Raw genomic sequence first — 17,533 nt, forward strand, 5'->3', positions numbered from 1 at the left:
GGGTTGTAGTGCTCCGTTTGTCCGAATGTAAGCACCCAGTACATCTGGTCAAACATTACGTACAGGGGTTTTTCATCTGCGCTGCGGCTTTTGTTCTCTGCTACCACCAGGTCGCAGATCTCTTCCAGCTGCTGTTTGCCAAAGGCAGTACCGGTAGGGTTCTGCGGTGAGCACAGTGCCAGCAGGGTAGCGCCTTTCAGCAGGGGTTTCAGCTCCGCTGCTGTGGGCATAAAGTTATTTTCCGCTGTAGTTTCCAGCACCACATGCTCCGCTTCCAGGAAGTGGGTGTAGTGATTGTTGTTCCAGGAAGGCGTAGCGTAAATGATCTTTTCGCCACGGTCTACAATCGTACGGTAAGTAGCATATATGATCGGGCGGCCGCCGCAGGAGATCACGATCTCTTTGGCAGGATCATAAGTGAGCCCTTCTCTTTCAGCAATAAAATCGCCTACTGCTTTTCTCAGTTCGGCAATACCATCTGCAGGAGGATAATTCGTATAATGTTCCTTATACGCATTAATGATCTCCTGCTCAAACTCAACGGGAATAGGGAATACCTTGGGATCAAAGTCGCCGATGGTAAAGTTGTAGATCTTCTCGCCCTTCGCCTGCTTCTCCTTTATCTCACCGGCCAGCTTAATAATTTCAGAACCAATCAATGTTTCGGCTAAATGAGATAGTTTCATAATTCCCGTGTTTTTAGTTATGGTGATTAATTTTTTTTAGCGCGCCAAAGGTAACCGATCTGTAAACAATTGAAAAGAACCTGCTAATTCTTTTTATATTATTTAATAGAATGGCAATTCAACGTGGTTTCATTTAATAAAGAGGGCAAAATACGTACTTCCTGTTTAATATTAAGCAAAGCACAACTCTTTGAAACCGATAGGATAAAAAGATAAAAAGGTAAATTAGGGGGAATACTAAAACTTTCTATCTTTGTTCACATTCGAAATTTACCATGTGCAACCGGGCATGAACGCAAGGTTCCATCAGACCAATAAAAAAATCAAACATTAACCGATGAAATTTATTGTTTCTTCCTCTACTTTGTTAAAGCAATTACAACAGATCAGTGGGGTGATTAACTCCAATACAGTATTGCCAATATTGGAAGATTTTCTTTTTCTGATTGACAAGAACGAACTAACAGTGGTGGCAACCGACCTGGAAACTGTAATGAAGGTAAAGCTGGAGGTAGAAGCTAAGGAGAATGGCCGCATTTGCATCCCTGCCAAAATATTAATGGATTCATTAAAGAACCTGCCGGATCAGCCGCTCACCTTTAATGTAGATATGAATACTTACGCAGTAGAGATCACCTCCGATAACGGTAAGTACAAAGTAATGGGCGAAAACCCCGAGAACTTCCCCAAGGAGCCTACTGCCGATGATACCACTTCTTTTACCCTGGTATCCTCTGCCCTGGTTACCGCCATCAACAAAACGCTGTTTGCTGTAAGTAATGATGATCTGCGCCCGGCCATGACCGGCGTGTACTTTGAGCTGGCTAACAAAAGCCTCACTTTTGTTGCTACCGATGCGCACCGCCTGGTAAAATATGTAAGAACAGATGCGAACTGCCCCCAGGCAGATAATTTCATTGTGCCCAAGAAGCCGCTGAACCTTCTGAAATCTGCTTTACCCGATAACGAAAGCGAAGTAAAGATCTCCTACAGCCAGAACCACTTCTTTGTATCGCACGACGGCGCACAGATGATCTGCCGCCTGATAGATGCCCGTTTCCCGGATTATAAGGTAGTTATTCCGAAGGATAACCCTTACCGGCTTACCATGACAAAGACCGACTTCCAGAACGCCTTAAAACGTGTAAGCGTGTTCTCCAATAAAAGCACCAACCAGGTAGCGCTGAACATTAGCGGCAGCGAGCTGCAGCTCTCCGCCCAGGATGTGGACTTCTCTTTTGAAGGTAACGAGCGTATGAGCTGCCAGTATACCGGTGATGATATGCAGATCGCTTTTAACGCCAAGTTCCTGATCGAAATGCTGAATGCAGCCGAAGGGGATGAGATCAGCATTGAGCTCTCCACCCCCACCAAAGCAGGCATCCTGAAACCTTCTGATAAAGGGGACAATGAAGACCTGCTGATGTTGGTAATGCCGCTGATGCTGAACAATTGATAAAAAAAATGAATATAGAAGAGGCTTAAAGCCGCTCCCGGCCCGTATTAGCACGAAATAATATTATTAATTATTCACTCTTCATTATTAAATTATATATAAGGCAATCTCTTCCATGGAGGTTGCCTTTTTCTTTGTCCACAGTGCATTTGAGGCGAAATAATTCCCCGGAAAAGTCGTAATTTAACATTGGAAAAAGATTCAAAAAGGACAGTTTCATTTTTGGATAGTAACTAACAACGTAGAAATACCATATACCATGCCTATGAGCGGGTTGCCGTATTTTTACTGTATTCCCCGCTTAAAGCATAGCATTTGAACCACGTTTACGTTTGTTAATTTATTCTGCGAAAACTGAATACAGGCTCTCATGGAGACTTTTTTTGAACACATCCCATCGTCTTACCGGACGGGTTTACTTGTTATTGGATTGTTGCTGCTGTGGTTAATGGAAGGATTCATTCCACGGTTTGTGTTAAAGTATAACCGTTACAGACATGCAGGTACTAACCTGTTCTTTACCCTCACTACGGCCATCATTAACCTGGGGTTTGCCTTTGCAGTGGTAAAGTCTTCCGAATGGACCAGCCACGCGCAATTTGGTTTATTATACTGGACCGGCGTTCCGTTATGGCTGCATACTATACTGGCGCTGCTGATGCTGGATTTTATGGGCGCTTACCTGATACACCTGGTACAGCACAAGGTGGCCTGGATGTGGCACTTTCATAAGATCCATCATATAGATACGTCTATAGATGTTACCACCGCCCTGCGGCACCACCCGGTGGAAAGTGTGTTCAGAGTGGTAGCGCTGGTAGCCACCATCATTATCATGGGTATTCCCATCTGGATGGTGATGTTGTACCAGAGCCTGTCGGCGCTGATGGCGCAGTTCAACCACGCCAATATACACCTGCCGCACTGGCTGGATAAGGGGTTGAGCTGGATCATTGTATCGCCGGACATGCACAAGGTGCATCACAGCCGGTACCAGCCGGAAACGGATTCCAATTACGCGAATATCTTTTCCATCTGGGACCGCATCTGCGGCACCTTTGTAACGGTACCGGATACGCTGCAGCTGAAATACGGGTTGGATGAGTACCAGGAGCCGAAATACCAGGAGATCGGTCCCCTGTTGAAAGCGCCCTGGGAGCGGCCGGACGGGTTTGTAGAGAAGCCCGTTAATTCATAGTGAGAGTTTTTATTTTTTATATTTCTATAATCTAATCAAAAGTGATATGGCACAGCAACATCACATCGCAACAACAAAAATTGCCGGTTTCATAGGCCTGGCAGCTGGCGTAATTGCCGCCCTTATTTCATTCCTGACCAAGGCCCCCGGCACCGCCGTAACACTAGGTGGCATTGCCACTGTAATAGGCGTTATTTCTTTATGGATGTCCCGTAAGAACACTGACGATATGCAACTGGCTACTGCGGGTCTTTTCATGGCCGTAGTATCTTTGGTTATCGGCTTGTCTGTAGGATGATCCGTGGTTAAATAAAAGTTTTAAACGGTAAAAGGTAAAAACCGCTCATGTGGTAACGTTCGTTACAGTGAGTGCGTTTTTACTTTTTTGTTTTTAACAGGGTTTGTTTGTTAGCTGATCACTGGTTGCGGATTGGTTATACCGCCTTTTGCGGTTTTCCTGGCAGCCGGCTTCTTTTTCTTTTTACCCCACCATACTATAAAGCCGGTCACCGGCAATGTAGCGCCTATCAGGCTGGCAAAAAAGGCCATAAATTTCCCCGGCAGCCCCAGTACGGCCCCTATATGAATATCGTAGTTCATACGGCGCAGCTGTGTGCCAAAGGCCGCTCCTTTAAATTCCGTGTCATACAGCTCACTTCCTTTCAGCTCCTGTAAGGTATGCTGGTCAAACGTATACCGCTTCAGGTTGTAGAACCGGCGCTTATCCGGGTAGGCTATTACCAGGATGGTGGAGCGCTGTTTAGCCGTATCCGGGAAGCTCATGTAAAAACCGTCGGCCTCCGGGTTTTGCGTGGCCACTTTCTGAAAGGCCAGGTCGGCTGCCTGCTGTGGCGTGAAATGTTTATGGGCCTGCAGGGAATCTGATCTTAACTCCACGTACTCCGGCAAGGTTTTGCCGCCGGTGGTTACCCAGTAAAGGCCTTTGCTCCACCATTTTAACCCGTATACCATGCCGGTTATACCTATGGCCAGCAGGAACAGCAGGGCGTAAAAACCCAGCACATTATGCAGGTCGTAGTTGATACGTTTGGTGCCGGCGCCCCATTTGATCTTAAAGCTTCTTTCGCGGGTTGATCTGTTCCACTTCTTTGGCCACCATAATACCAGGCCGCTGATCAGGGTGATCACACAAACCAGGGTGGCATAGTTTACAATGGGCCGGCCTATTTTGAGGGGCATCCATAAAAAGCGGTGCCCGTTCAGAATCCAGCGGAAAAAGCCTACTTCGCCGGGTTTACGGTCTGTTCTGCTGATAAGGGCGCCTGTATATGGATCTATGCGCAAGGCCGAACCGCCGGCCCTTTCACCCACAGTAGCTTCTATAGCTTTACCCTTGCGGTAAACAGCATAGCTCACCCGTTTGCCCGGGTAGTCCCTTGCAGCTGTTTGCATGATCTGCGAAGGCATAATAACCGCCTTCCCCTGCTGGAAAGGTACTTTTGATGCAGGTTCCAGCATACCGGTGATCTCTTCATTGAACACCCAGATGCAGCCGGTTAAGCAAACAATTATTACAATAATGCCCGATGCCAGTCCTAACCACAAATGCAGCCAGGCCGCTATGCGGTAGAATAATGAACGGTTGCTGGTTTTCTTCTTTGTAATTTTTCCTGCCCGGGTGGTCATAAAATCGGTTTAATGTCAATATTGGTAGCGGTTAGTTGCCGTTTTTTGTGCGGCGGCTGTAGATGGCCCTTCCACTTTCTTTACAGCACTTTTTTACGGCAGGCTACACCGTTGCTTATGCCTGTGACTATAATTCGTTCGCATATCCATTCAAAGGCATAGGCAATAGTGCTTCCACAAGCAGTCCCGCGCTTGCGGTGCGTAAATGGCAGGTTATAAGCAATTGCAAAATTATCAGCTGGCAGGTTTGGCCGTTAATCGGATCGGGAATTTATGAGCGGGTGCGGACCTGTAATACAATGGTTAACAGGCAGCCCAATGCTGCTATGGATAAGGGTTTGAACAATCGTAGAATAATATTGCTGAAATGCTGATTTTAAGAATCCGGAAAATTACGTTTATACATAGAGGCATGGTCAGGAAAACATCCGCTTTAAAAAAAGAAAACACCCGCTTTAAAAAACCGGAAACCACTCCGCGTTTTTACTTTTTACCTTTTACTTTTTTACTTTTTACTTTAGTTACTGCTTCTTTCTCATATTTTTCCAGATAGCCTTCGGCGGCTTTTACGGGAAACAGTACCAGCGTTGAGTCTGTTAATTCTTTAATGAGTACGGTATCTATGGTAGCGGCGGAGTCTTGTTTTTCCACACCTTCGGTATGGTTCCAAAGCAGCAGGGTATCTTTTACCAGGGCCCATTTTTCGTATACCAGGGTATACATATTCAGGGAGCGGGCTACGCTGTCTTTACGCAGATCAAAACCCTGTTTTTGTTTATCCAGACCGGGTACCGGCTGCAGCCATTTACCGATCAGCTGATCGGGACTGTAGCTGATAGTATCTGCGGTAACAAGGGCCGTGTCGGCGGCAGGAACGCTGTCGGTAACTTCCAGCAGGCTGCTATCTTCCTCCAGTTCTGCTTTTGAGGCAGGCGCCTGTTGCCGGCAGGCCATTACGCCAGCTAACAAAACCAATAATGACAGGCGTTGTTTGATCATAGGTTTCCAAATTACGAATTAATCAATTATTAATTACGAATGAATGCGGAAGGCGGAGGGCTGAACGCCGAACGCAGCGTACTGCACATCCTGGAGTTAAATGTGGGATGCTGAATGCTTAGGGCTTAACACCTACTGCGAACCGGAGATTGAACGCCAGGGGCTTGTACCCGTGGCTAATATGGCCCAATTGAAAATGCACTCAACATCGGGTATTAATATTACGCCCCAATACCCGGGCTTCAGCGTTCAACATTACGCCCCATTGAAAATTCATAATTCTCATTATCTTTATGCTTCACTTTAGGGGTGTTTCCCGGTGCAAACCGGGAAGCTGAGATGATACCCTCAGTACCTGACGCAGCTCATACTGCCGGAGGGAAAAGTACTGAACTCTCTCTTTAATTCACATCCTTAAAGTTTATTGTTTCATTTTAAACTCCTGTAAACACATGGAAGTACTTGTGAACAATAAACTTTATGCGGTGCAGCCGGAAACCACGGTGGCTGCCCTCTTACAGTTTATTCAACTACCATCCGCAAAAGGCATTGCCATTGCCATTAACAACCAGGTTATTCCCAAGATCCACTGGGAACAGCAGCTCCTGCAATCGCAGGATAAGGTGATGATCATCCGCGCCACACAAGGAGGATAGGGCCAGGCGGGAATTACGAATTGGTTAATTACGAATTACGAAGCACTCATAAGCACCATTGAAAGTGATTATGAAAGCCATAATTGATTGGAGCGGATATATGAGCTCTATTGATCCGTATTATTTGTAATTGCCTGTTTGTAATGATCCCTGCTGTAAATGGATCATGAATATTTTCCGTGCGGGTTACCCATGCCCGGTAAATTATTCATCGCCATTTATGGTGCTCAGTGCCGCTTATGACTCCGCTGCATTTAGCCGTGGCCTCCGGCATTAAGCGTTAAGCATCCGGCATTCAATCACCGGTGCGCAGTGCCCTGCGTTCCGCATTCATTATTAATTCTTAATTATTAATTCTAATCCATGTCCCAGCACTCCATCAGCCGTGCACCCTTTCCGGCTTCCAGCAAAATTTATATTCCCGGTCAGCTGCATAATATCCGGGTTGCCATGCGTGAAATAACTTTAACGCCTACACGGCTCAATGGGAAGAACGGCGCTTCTGTTCCCAATGCGCCGGTAGTGGTGTATGATACCAGCGGCCCGTTCACCGATCCGGCAGTTAATATTGATGTGCGCGAAGGCCTGCCCCGCCTGCGGCAGCCCTGGATAGAAGGCCGCAATGATACGGAACCTTTGGCAGGGCTTACCTCTGCCTACGGCCGTGAAAGGCTGGCCGACAGCGGCCTGGATTCCCTGCGTTTTACGCATCTTCAAACACCGTTGCGTGCTAAGCCCGGCCGTAATGTATCGCAAATGCATTACGCGCGGCAGGGTATTATTACCCCGGAAATGGAGTATATAGCCATCCGTGAAAACCAGTGTGCGGAACAGCTGTTCAAAGAAAATAACGCCCTGTGGCAGCAGCACAAAGGCCATTCCTTTGGCGCTAACACCCCGGTACAGTTTATTACGCCGGAGTTTGTACGGCAGGAGGTAGCTGCCGGCCGCGCCATTATTCCATCCAATATTAACCACCCGGAAAGTGAGCCTATGATCATTGGCCGCAATTTCCTGGTAAAGATCAACGCCAATATTGGCAACTCTGCTGTAACCTCCAGCATCGAGGAAGAAGTGGAAAAAGCAGTATGGGCCTGCCGCTGGGGCGCCGATACTATAATGGACCTCAGCACCGGCAAACATATTCATGAAACACGGGAGTGGATCATCCGCAACTCGCCCGTGCCCATTGGCACCGTGCCTATTTACCAGGCGCTGGAAAAAGTAAATGGCAAGGCCGAAGAGCTGACCTGGGACATTTTCCGCGATACGCTGATAGAACAGGCAGAGCAAGGGGTAGACTACTTTACCATTCATGCCGGCGTGCTGCTGCGGTATGTACCGCTCACGGCTAAACGTACTACCGGCATTGTTTCCCGCGGCGGTTCCATTATGGCCAAGTGGTGCCTGGCCCATCATAAGGAGAATTTCCTGTACACTCATTTTGAAGAGATCTGCGATATCATGAAAGCCTACGATGTAGCCTTTTCCCTGGGCGATGGCCTGCGCCCCGGCAGTATTGCAGATGCCAATGACGCCGCGCAGTTTGGCGAGCTGGAAACCCTGGGCCAGCTTACCAAACAAGCCTGGAAGCACGATGTGCAGGTGATGATAGAAGGCCCCGGCCATGTACCCATGCAGCTCATAAAAGTGAATATGGAAAAACAGCTGCAGCACTGCGATGAAGCGCCTTTTTATACGCTGGGCCCATTAACTACAGATATTGCACCTGGCTATGATCATATTACATCCGCCATTGGCGCCGCTATGATCGGCTGGTTTGGTACCGCCATGCTCTGTTATGTAACACCCAAAGAACACCTGGGCTTACCCAATAAGGAAGATGTAAGGCAGGGTGTTATCACCTATAAAATAGCCGCCCATGCGGCCGACCTGGCCAAAGGCCACCCTGGCGCGCAGCACCGCGACAATGCGCTGAGCAAGGCCCGCTTCGAGTTCCGCTGGGAAGACCAGTTCAACCTTTCCCTGGATCCGGAAACCGCTAAATCTTACCATGATGAAACCCTGCCGGCAGATGGCGCTAAAGTAGCGCACTTCTGCTCTATGTGCGGCCCGCATTTCTGCTCTATGAAAATTACGCAGGAAGTACGGGAGTTTGCAGCCACGCAGGGTGTGGAAGAAGAGGCGGCGCTGGAAGCCGGCATGAGCGCGCAGGCGGAGGCGTTTAAAGTGCAGGGCGGGGAAATTTATTTATAAAAGTGTGCCGCACCTTAAAGGTGTGGCACACATAAATACACAGCATGCTCCTCATCATCACCCACCCGGAATCCGTTCCAGGCGAAACACAGCTCTGGCAACAGCTGCTGCACGCAGGCGCAGATCTTATGCTGCTGCGCAAGCCGCAGTGGCCGGCAGAGACTTATGCGCAGGCGCTGGAACAAACCGACCCCGCCTGTTATCCTAAAATAATGATAGCAGGGCATTGGGAGCTGTACCGGCGTTTTGGGTTGAAGGGTGTGCATGTGAGCGGGCAGCAGCGGGAACAAACAGATGCGCAATTGATAGCGGAATACCGCCGCCAGGGCTGCCGCACCAGCACCGGCCTTCACAACGTAGCAACATTACCGTTAGCAGATAACCTGTGGGATTATTTGTTACTGAGCCCTGTGTTTGACAGCATTTCAAAACCAGGTTATAAAGCACAGATACCGCCTGGCTTTAAGCTGCAGAAAAGTGGCTGCAAGGCAAAAGTGCTGGCGCTGGGCGGGGTAGATAGCACCAATGCTGCACAGGCAAAACAAATGGGGTTTGATGGCCTGGCCCTGTTAGGCGCCATCTGGCAAACACCGGCAACAGCCGTACAACAATTACAACATATTAAAAGCATATGGAACGACCCTATGTTATGAGCCTGGCCGGGCTGGATCCCAGTGCGGGCGCCGGTTTGCTGGCAGACATTAAAACCTTCGAGGCCCATCAAACCTATGGGCTGGGCGTTTGTACCGCGCTTACCGTACAAACGGACCAGGAATTTTTGTCGGTAAACTGGCTGCCGGCAGAGCGTATTACAGAGCAGGCAAAACCATTGCTGCAAAAGTTTGCGCCCGCCTGGTGTAAAATAGGCATTGTGGCAGATGTGCCTGCGCTGCTGGAAATAGTACGCAGCCTGCACCAGCTGCGCCCCGGCATCCGCATTATCCTGGACCCGGTGCTCAAAGCATCTGCCGGTTTTGACTTCCATAATGCGGCGCTGGCGCATGCCTGGCAGGAAGTGCTGCCTTACCTGTACCTGCTTACGCCTAATTATGATGAAGCGCTGGTATTAGGCAATGGCGCTGCCGACGGGCAGGAGGCTGCTGCACAGCTGAGCCGCCATTGCGCAGTGCTGCTGAAAGGCGGCCACCACCCGGAAAACAGGGGCTGGGATGTATTGTACACACAGGAAAGCGAGTACCTGCTACCGCCTGTTGTGCGGCAGGTGTATGCCAAACACGGCTCCGGCTGTGTATTATCCGCCGCCATTACAGCGCAGCTGGCACTGGGCCATTCCCTGCCGGACGCCTGTATTAACGGCAAAGCTTACACGGAGAAATTTTTATCCAGTCACCCTTCATTATTAGGATATCACAATTTATGATCAGCACCTTACATTACATATCACAGCAAACCGCAGCAGCAGACCATCTTGCTAACATACAGGCTGCCTGCGATGCAGGCTGCAACTGGATCCAGCTGCGTATTAAAGACAGCACGCCGGAAGCGATATTACCCATTGCCATGGCTGCAAAAAAAATATGTGAGCGATATAACGCTACGCTTATTATTAACGACTATCCGCAGGTAGCCAAAGCCATTGGCGCCCACGGCGTGCACGTAGGCAAAAATGATATGACAGTTGCTGCAGCCCGCGCCATTACCGGCCAGGGAATGATAGTAGGCGGCACCGCCAATACCCTCGACGATCTGTTACAGCATGTAAAAGACGGCGCCGATTATGTTGGGCTGGGACCTTACCGTTTTACCACCACCAAGCAAAAGCTAAGCCCCATACTAGGTTTGGAGGGGATCGCCAATATCCTTCAGCAGCTGGCAGCACAAGGTATTACCATCCCTGTAATAGCTATTGGCGGCATTGTGCAGGAAGATATTGCCGCATTAATAGCAGCAGGAGCACACGGCGTAGCAGTAAGCGGCCTTATTACACATGCCGCGGATAGAAAGGAAGTAGTGAAAAATATTTTCGCGATGTCACAGGCAGGCATCTTGTAACCTTTAAAAAGTTAAAAATGATAGCACCCTTAATAATTGCTGACCGCACTTTTCAATCCCGCCTGTTCACCGGTACGGGAAAGTTCTCCGCCGCGCCGGTAATGGAGCAGGCCTTGCTGGCCTCCGGCTCTGAGCTGGTGACCGTGGCGCTGAAGCGGGTTGATATGCATAACCAGGCAGATGATATGCTGCAGCACCTTAATCATCCGCAGCTGCACCTGCTGCCCAATACCTCTGGTGTACGCACTGCTAAGGAAGCCGTATATGCGGCCCAGTTAGCACGGGAAGCGCTGGAAACAAACTGGATCAAGCTGGAAATACATCCTGATCCCCGCTACCTGCTGCCCGATCCCATAGAAACCCTGCAGGCAGCGCAGGAGCTGGTAAAGCTGGGCTTCATAGTATTGCCCTACATACATGCTGATCCCGTGCTGTGCAAACGCCTGGAGGATGTTGGCACCGCTGCGGTAATGCCTTTGGGCGCGCCTATTGGCAGCAACAAAGGCTTACGCACTTTTGATTTCCTGGAAATTATTATTGAGCAAAGCCGGGTGCCGGTGGTGGTGGACGCGGGAATCGGCAGCCCGTCCGATGCCGCCAAAGCCATGGAAATGGGTGCAGATGCAGTGCTTGTAAATACCGCCATTGCTGTAGCGCAAGATCCGGTACGTATGGCGCAGGCCTTTAAGCAGGCCGTAATTGCAGGCCGCCTCGCCTTTGAGGCAGGGCTTCCCGGCAAGCACGCGCAGGCCAGCGCCAGTAGTCCGCTGCTCGCCTTTTTGGATGAGAATTAATAATTAAGAATGAATAATTAATAATCGTATTGCAGTTGTTCCGCTATCATAAGTTTTACAACGTGCCGCTTAACCATTAATTACAGCGCCTTCCATCAATTTTATAACAGGCCGCTTGATTATTAATTATTCATTCTTAATTATTAATTACAGGGCGCCCTTGTACACCATCCATAAGTGTACAACAGGCCGCCCGATTATTAATTATTCATTCTTAATTATTAATTAAAGCTGATGACTTTCAGAGATATTTTCATCCAGCATAATTGGGATACTGTCAGGGATAGCATCTACAGCAAAACTGCACAGGATGTGGAACGCGCGCTGGCAGCCGGCCGGCGTACGCTGGAAGATTTTAAGGCCCTTATATCCCCTGCCGCGCTGCCGTACCTGGAACAAATGGCGCAGCTAAGCCACCGCCTTACGCGGCAGCGCTTTGGTAATACCATGCAGCTGTATATTCCGCTGTACTTATCCAACGAATGCCAGAACATTTGCACCTACTGTGGTTTTAGCCTGGATAATAAGATCCGGCGTAAAACCCTGCATGCAGCAGAGATCATGCAGGAAGTGGAGGTTATTAAAGCCATGGGGTATAAGCATGTGCTATTGGTTACCGGAGAGGCCTGGCAAACCGTAGGTGTGGATTATTTTAAAGAAGCCCTTCAGCTTATAGGCCCGCATTTTTCCCATATCAGCATGGAGGTTCAGCCTATGGATGAGGAAGATTACGCCGCACTCATCCCCCTGGGCCTGCAAAGTGTGCTGGTGTACCAGGAAACCTATCATGAGGCGGATTATAAGCTGCATCATCCCAAAGGCCGTAAGTCCAACTTCGACTACCGGCTGGAAACCCCCGACCGCCTGGGCCGCGCAGGCATTCATAAAATGGGATTAGGGGTGCTCATCGGGCTGGAAGACTGGCGTACAGATAGTTTTTTTACGGCCCTGCACCTGCAATACCTGGAAAGAACCTACTGGCAAACCCGCTACAGCATTTCTTTTCCGCGGCTGCGCCCCTGCGCCGGCGGGCTGCCGCCTAAGGTGGAAATGAAAGACCGGGAGCTGGTACAGCTTATCTGCGCTTACCGCCTGCTGGATCCGGATGTGGAGCTAAGCCTCTCTACCCGCGAATCAGAGCAGTTCCGCAACCATGTAATAAAGCTGGGTATCACTACCATGAGCGCCGGTTCTAAAACCAATCCCGGCGGCTATGCCGCGGATCTTCAATCATTGGAGCAGTTTGAAATATCGGATGAGCGCAGCCCGCAGGCCATTGCGCAAATGCTGCAATCGCAGGGTTATGAGCCGGTATGGAAAGACTGGGACGGGAGCCTGGCAGTTAGCAGCTAGCAATTAGCGATTAGCTGTTAGCAGTTAGTAGGAATGACAGTAACTAAGGAAATGTTATACAGCTTCTGACATTCCTGGATAATCAATCGGCTCGCATGGCTGCTAACAGCTAAGTGCCAACAGCTAACCGCAAAAAAAATTACCCTCCGCCCGGGAAAGCGAAGGGTATTGTGAAAACCTAAAATCCATTAATCATTAAACATATAAGATATCGCTTATGAAAATAAGCAGCTACGTAACATATGAGGTCAAATGTAAGTTGCTCAAAATGAACAACCTATAAACCCGTTAAGTTTGAACAAAATGAACAGGCACCTATGTTACTGCACAATTATATTTTATAAGCCATCCTTCAAAACAAACAGGCAGGCGGTTAGCCTACTTTCTCCATATCACGGTATGTTTTAATAGTGTCATGTGAGCTTTTAAGCGCACCTTTCTGGTTAGCGATCAGCTCCCTTATGCTATAAGGCATCGGGTCGTCTGAACGCAATGCTTCATCATATGCACGTTGTGCGGCATCTTCTCCGTATTCACAGCTGGCCAATACAGCATGGCGGTCGTTGCCGGTAAAAGTTGCTTTTACATCCATCCAGGCACGATATATCTTACCGGAAACAGTGGTACCGGTTTCCACATCAGCTCCCATCCGGGCCAGCTCCTGGTTCAGCTGGGATACATAAGTGCGGCTTTCGTCTATCATTCGTTGAAACAGGGCTTTCAGGTCGGGGTCGTCTGTTTTGTCGCTTGCTTTGAGGTATCCTTCTATACGGTCGTTGTTGATCTGTACGAGATCGCTGAGGACTTCTGATAATTTTTCGTTCTGTTGCATGGCATTATGTTTTGATGTTTGTAATATGATCATTTACCGCGGCGCGGTAAGGCGTTAACATGTGATAGGTTACTATACATCTCCTGATTATTAATTCAAAAATGCGACCAGTTGGGCCGCTGCGTCTATGAGGCACCCCGGCACCGCGGGTTTCAGCCGTTTCCCTGACGTATTTTTTTCACGCATGGGGGAATCCGTTCTACAATACAATGCCTAATTGCGGCAGTTTTAGCAGTAATTATTATGGCTTACAATGGTACAATGAATTGGCACAGATTTTTAACTACAAGAGTTAACCAAACATTATTCATATGAGAAGCATATTGTATCTAATAGCCCTTATTCTTATCATAGGATGGGTGTTAGGCTTTTTCGTTTATTCAGCCGGTGCGCTGATTCATGCATTGTTGGTTTTAGCTATTATAGCAATCCTCTTAAGCATTATCAGAGGGAGAGCTCCTGTAGAATAAATTTACCGACAACTTAAAGCCGTACAGCAAATAATTAAATGAATAATTAATAACCGGTGGCCGTAACCACTTTGTTATTGATTATTCATTTTTTTGTTTGTGAAGATGAATATACCGTCAATGGCTATACGGCATTAGATTATCGGCGGCTCATCGCTGATCGGGGCGGTTGCAGGCCGGGTTAAAAACGTGGTAACCGCTGCTGTCTTCCGTTACCTGCAGCCGGTTTAATATAGCCATTGTTTCAAGAATGTGAGGCAGGGAATCGCGCTTGCTGATCTGTCCTGTAAAGGAATAATTCTTCAGCTGCTTTTCGGAGTAGTTAATAGAAGCGTGGTACACGGCTTCAAAGCGGCTCATCACTTCTGTTAAGGGCACGTTAGTGAACAGGAGCTCTTCGCCGTTTTCCATGATGTTGCCTTTTATTGGTCCGGCCAGGGTACTGTCTGCAATACGCTCATAGTTATACACCATTAACGAATGCTGACTTTTATTAAAAGCACATTCCTGGCCGCGTGTCAGGTACACCAATTTCTTATCAGCTTGAGCTCCTGTAGGTCTTACCATTACTTTTCCCGTGAGTAAACGGATCTTCACGGTTTTGCTCCGGTCATACGCTTTAATGCGAAAAGACGTACCCAGGGCGGTTGTTGCTACATGTTCAGAATATACAGTAAATGGTCGTCCCTCTTGTTTGATCACGGTAAATGTGGCGGCTCCTTTCAGGTACAGCGCCCGTTGGTCCGGTGTAAAACCCGGGCGCCATTGCAGGGTGCTTTGCCCTTCCAGCAGGGCTACCGATCCATCCGGCAAAACAATGTGCTGATGGGTATTGCCGGCGTTTGTTACGATGGTATCCCTTACTGGTATCTTACCGTTTTGTGCAATGACTGTTGCCGGCTGTAAGGGTTTATGCTGGTATAACCACACCATAAAACCGGTACCCAGTAACAGCACTATTGCGGCAGCAGCCAGGGTGCGGTAGCGGTGCGCCCGCATTTCCCTCATCTCCCGGCGGATGGTTTGCAGCATTTGTTCCGTATGAACGGGGTGCAGGTATTCGCCTGCTTCAAAAGCTTCCCAATCCTGTTCCGGCAGCAGCGCTGCCAGCTCTTCCGGGTTATTTTGCAAATAATCACTCACCGCGGCGGCTTCTTCGGCTGTACATTGGTTCTTTAAAAATTGCTCTATTAAAGCGCGGTTTATCATTATCTGCTAAAATATAGGTCTGCTATAGTATACTACGCAGCAAAAGAGGCTTGCACCCACGGAGAAAGAAAAAATATTGTGCTTTTTATTTGGCATCCAGGTTGTCAATTGTCCTTCACCGGAATAAATAACGGCAAAATATCAGGGGTCGGTGAGTGAAAATGAGCGTGTACTACTGGAAAGCATCTGCAAAAAAGATCAGCAGCACCATGGCTTCCCTGATCTGTTTAATGGCGCGGTTCACCTGGTTCTCGACGGTTTTCAGGGAAATGGAAAGGCGGAGGGCTATTTCCCGGTTGGTGAGCCCCTGAATGCGGTACCCCAAGATCTTTTTTCTTTCCGGCGGCAGGACAGCCATGGCGCGGTGCACCTGGTCAAGGGTTTCACGCTCCTGTAAGTGGCGGGAGGGATCCGCTACTTCGGGCAGCTGTTGAACATCAACCAGCACGGTACGTTCCTGCGCTTTACGGCGCAGTACATCTATCAGGGTTGTGCTGGCTATGCGGAACAGCTGTTGGGATAAGGGCAGGGTTTCATCCAGGTGGCTGCGGTAACGCCACAGCTTAATGAAGGTCAGCTGCACCAGCTCTTCGGCTACATCAGCAGCCGCTGTGCGTTTCAGGAAATAGTAATACAGCTTTTCATGAAATTGCTGATATACTTCCTCAAAAACAGCTATGGATCCTGCTTTTATGGCAACTATTCTCTCCAACGTGTAGTGTTAATGTAGTGACGCCTAAACTAACACTAGATACGGAATTTTTTTTCAATTACGAATTATTCAATTACGAATTACGCTGAATGCATAATGCAAAACGCTGAACGCAGTCCCTGTATGCCGGGTGTACCTCATACATTGCATGTAGCATTCAGCGTTCTGCGTTAAGCGTTAAGCATTCTTCAGGCTGGCAATGTCTATTACAAACCGGTACTTCACTTGTCCTTTCAGCAGCTTTTCATACGCTTCGTTAATATCCTGTATGTTGATCATCTCTACATCGGAAACTATATTATGCTCGGCGCAGTAGTCCAGCATTTCCTGTGTTTCCTTAATGCCGCCTATGCAGGAGCCGCCCAGGCTAACACGGTTCATCAGCAGGCTAAAAGCCGGTATAGAAGCTGGTTCCGGTGGCGCGCCTACACAAATATGCACTCCATTGGTTTTCAGCAGGCGCAGAAATGCGGGGATGTCATGCGGGGCAGATACCGTATCCAGTATAAAGTCAAAGCTGCCCTGCAGGCTTTTCATTACTGCCGGGTCAGTGGTAAGCGCAAAGTGATGCGCACCCAGGCGTTGGGCATCCGCCTGTTTGGAGGGTGAGGTGCTTAACAAAGTTACCTCTGCGCCAAAAGATGCGGCAAACTTTACACCCATATGGCCCAGGCCACCCAAACCTAAAATAGCTACTTTATGCCCGGGGCCTATTTTCCAGTGCCGCAGCGGCGAGTAAGTGGTAATGCCCGCACACAGCAAAGGCGCCACGCCTTCCAGCGGCAGCTTGGGCGATACCTTCAGCGTATATTTTTCATCCACTACTATCTGCGTGGAGTAACCGCCGTAAGTAGGGGTTTTACCATCGCGCTCATAGGCATTATAAGTACCGGTCATACCTTCCAGGCAGTATTGCTCAATACCGGCTTTACAGTTTTCGCATTCCCGGCAGGAATCTACAAAACATCCAATACCCGCCAGGTCGCCTACCTGGAATCCTTTAACATGATCGCCCACCTTTGTTACACGGCCTACAATTTCATGGCCGGGCACCATGGGGTAAATGGCATTCTGCCACTCATTGCGTACCTGGTGCAGGTCGGAGTGGCAAACGCCGCAATACAGGATCTCTATTTGTACATCATGCGGGCCGGGCTCCCTGCGTTGCAGGCTAAATGGGCCTAATGGCTCCGTTGCGCTGGGCGCTGCATAAGCTTTTGTGTTCGTACTCATCAGATTTGCATTTAAGTGGTTAGAGAGGTGTGCGTACAAATTTATACTATAAAGTATA

General features: G+C 48.7%; 18 protein-coding genes and 1 riboswitch. Of the genes, 11 read left to right on the forward strand and 7 right to left on the reverse strand.

What is annotated here, in order from left to right:
• Window positions 1-686 (reverse strand): pyridoxal phosphate-dependent aminotransferase (locus VIM87_RS12625; protein ID WP_331997340.1); only part of this gene is annotated, 686 nt, incomplete at its 3' end.
• Window positions 687-1,023: 337 nt separating this feature from the next.
• On the opposite strand from VIM87_RS12625, the gene dnaN reads away from it, so the two are divergent.
• The 3 genes from dnaN to VIM87_RS12640 all read left to right on the forward strand — a co-directional run bounded on the left by dnaN (window position 1,024) and on the right by VIM87_RS12640 (window position 3,638).
• Complete coding sequence (gene dnaN, locus VIM87_RS12630; protein ID WP_331997341.1) at window positions 1,024-2,142, forward strand: DNA polymerase III subunit beta; 1,119 nt, start codon at window positions 1,024-1,026, stop codon at window positions 2,140-2,142.
• A 370-nt stretch (window positions 2,143-2,512) separates the two neighbouring features.
• Window positions 2,513-3,340, forward strand: coding sequence for a sterol desaturase family protein (locus tag VIM87_RS12635; protein ID WP_331997342.1), 828 nt, complete (start codon window positions 2,513-2,515; stop codon window positions 3,338-3,340).
• Between the two features lie 46 nt (window positions 3,341-3,386).
• On the forward strand, window positions 3,387-3,638 hold the full coding sequence (locus VIM87_RS12640) for a hypothetical protein (RefSeq protein ID WP_089906829.1): 252 nt from the start codon (window positions 3,387-3,389) through the stop codon (window positions 3,636-3,638).
• A 110-nt stretch (window positions 3,639-3,748) separates the two neighbouring features.
• On the opposite strand, the gene VIM87_RS12645 is transcribed toward VIM87_RS12640, so the two are convergent.
• Together VIM87_RS12645 and VIM87_RS12650 are read right to left on the reverse strand one after the other, a co-directional pair.
• Window positions 3,749-4,987, reverse strand: a complete 1,239-nt coding sequence (locus VIM87_RS12645) for a PepSY-associated TM helix domain-containing protein (RefSeq protein WP_331997343.1) — start codon at window positions 4,985-4,987, stop codon at window positions 3,749-3,751.
• A 483-nt stretch (window positions 4,988-5,470) separates the two neighbouring features.
• Window positions 5,471-5,986 carry a lipocalin family protein gene (locus VIM87_RS12650; protein ID WP_331997344.1) on the reverse strand — a complete coding sequence of 172 codons (516 nt, stop codon included), beginning with the start codon at window positions 5,984-5,986 and terminating at the stop codon, window positions 5,471-5,473.
• 295 nt (window positions 5,987-6,281) lie between these two features.
• Window positions 6,282-6,385: riboswitch (TPP riboswitch) on the forward strand.
• Between the two features lie 53 nt (window positions 6,386-6,438).
• Here VIM87_RS12650 and thiS point away from each other — a divergent pair.
• The 7 genes from thiS (at window position 6,439) to thiH (ending at window position 13,019) form a co-directional block, all read left to right on the forward strand.
• On the forward strand, window positions 6,439-6,642 hold the full coding sequence (gene thiS, locus VIM87_RS12655; protein ID WP_089906831.1) for a sulfur carrier protein ThiS: 204 nt from the start codon (window positions 6,439-6,441) through the stop codon (window positions 6,640-6,642).
• Between the two features lie 363 nt (window positions 6,643-7,005).
• Window positions 7,006-8,859 (forward strand): phosphomethylpyrimidine synthase ThiC, encoded by a 1,854-nt coding sequence (gene thiC, locus VIM87_RS12660; RefSeq protein WP_331997345.1) that lies wholly within the window; start codon window positions 7,006-7,008, stop codon window positions 8,857-8,859.
• A 44-nt stretch (window positions 8,860-8,903) separates the two neighbouring features.
• A complete protein-coding gene (locus VIM87_RS12665) occupies window positions 8,904-9,512 on the forward strand; it encodes a thiamine phosphate synthase (RefSeq protein ID WP_331997346.1) in 609 nt (202 codons plus the stop codon).
• On the forward strand, window positions 9,491-10,240 hold the full coding sequence (locus tag VIM87_RS12670) for a hydroxymethylpyrimidine/phosphomethylpyrimidine kinase (protein ID WP_331997347.1): 750 nt from the start codon (window positions 9,491-9,493) through the stop codon (window positions 10,238-10,240). The genes VIM87_RS12665 and VIM87_RS12670 overlap by 22 nt, the downstream gene beginning before the upstream one ends.
• Entirely contained in the window at window positions 10,237-10,872 is a 636-nt protein-coding gene (locus VIM87_RS12675; protein ID WP_331997348.1) for a thiamine phosphate synthase, read from the forward strand. The genes VIM87_RS12670 and VIM87_RS12675 overlap by 4 nt, the downstream gene beginning before the upstream one ends.
• Window positions 10,873-10,889: 17 nt before the next feature.
• On the forward strand, window positions 10,890-11,666 hold the full coding sequence (locus VIM87_RS12680) for a thiazole synthase (protein ID WP_331997349.1): 777 nt from the start codon (window positions 10,890-10,892) through the stop codon (window positions 11,664-11,666).
• A 234-nt stretch (window positions 11,667-11,900) separates the two neighbouring features.
• The gene (gene thiH, locus VIM87_RS12685; protein WP_331997350.1) at window positions 11,901-13,019 is read left to right on the forward strand and encodes a 2-iminoacetate synthase ThiH; all 1,119 of its coding nucleotides are present in this window, start codon (window positions 11,901-11,903) and stop codon (window positions 13,017-13,019) included.
• Between the two features lie 373 nt (window positions 13,020-13,392).
• On the opposite strand, the gene VIM87_RS12690 is transcribed toward thiH, so the two are convergent.
• The gene (locus VIM87_RS12690; RefSeq protein WP_331997351.1) at window positions 13,393-13,851 is read right to left on the reverse strand and encodes a PA2169 family four-helix-bundle protein; all 459 of its coding nucleotides are present in this window, start codon (window positions 13,849-13,851) and stop codon (window positions 13,393-13,395) included.
• Window positions 13,852-14,162: 311 nt separating this feature from the next.
• Here VIM87_RS12690 and VIM87_RS12695 point away from each other — a divergent pair, with 311 nt between their 5' ends.
• A complete protein-coding gene (locus tag VIM87_RS12695) occupies window positions 14,163-14,321 on the forward strand; it encodes a lmo0937 family membrane protein (protein WP_326462535.1) in 159 nt (52 codons plus the stop codon).
• A 150-nt stretch (window positions 14,322-14,471) separates the two neighbouring features.
• On the opposite strand, the gene VIM87_RS12700 is transcribed toward VIM87_RS12695, so the two are convergent.
• The 3 genes from VIM87_RS12700 to VIM87_RS12710 form a co-directional block, all read right to left on the reverse strand.
• On the reverse strand, window positions 14,472-15,530 hold the full coding sequence (locus VIM87_RS12700) for a FecR family protein (RefSeq protein WP_331997352.1): 1,059 nt from the start codon (window positions 15,528-15,530) through the stop codon (window positions 14,472-14,474).
• 172 nt (window positions 15,531-15,702) lie between these two features.
• Window positions 15,703-16,242, reverse strand: coding sequence for an RNA polymerase sigma factor (locus VIM87_RS12705; RefSeq protein WP_331997353.1), 540 nt, complete (start codon window positions 16,240-16,242; stop codon window positions 15,703-15,705).
• A gap of 177 nt (window positions 16,243-16,419) precedes the next feature.
• Window positions 16,420-17,475, reverse strand: a complete 1,056-nt coding sequence (locus VIM87_RS12710) for an NAD(P)-dependent alcohol dehydrogenase (RefSeq protein WP_331997354.1) — start codon at window positions 17,473-17,475, stop codon at window positions 16,420-16,422.
• Window positions 17,476-17,533 lie beyond the last annotated feature (58 nt).

The sequence above is a fragment of the Chitinophaga sp. genome (genome assembly GCF_036569125.1).
Lineage (GTDB): Bacteria > Bacteroidota > Bacteroidia > Chitinophagales > Chitinophagaceae > Chitinophaga.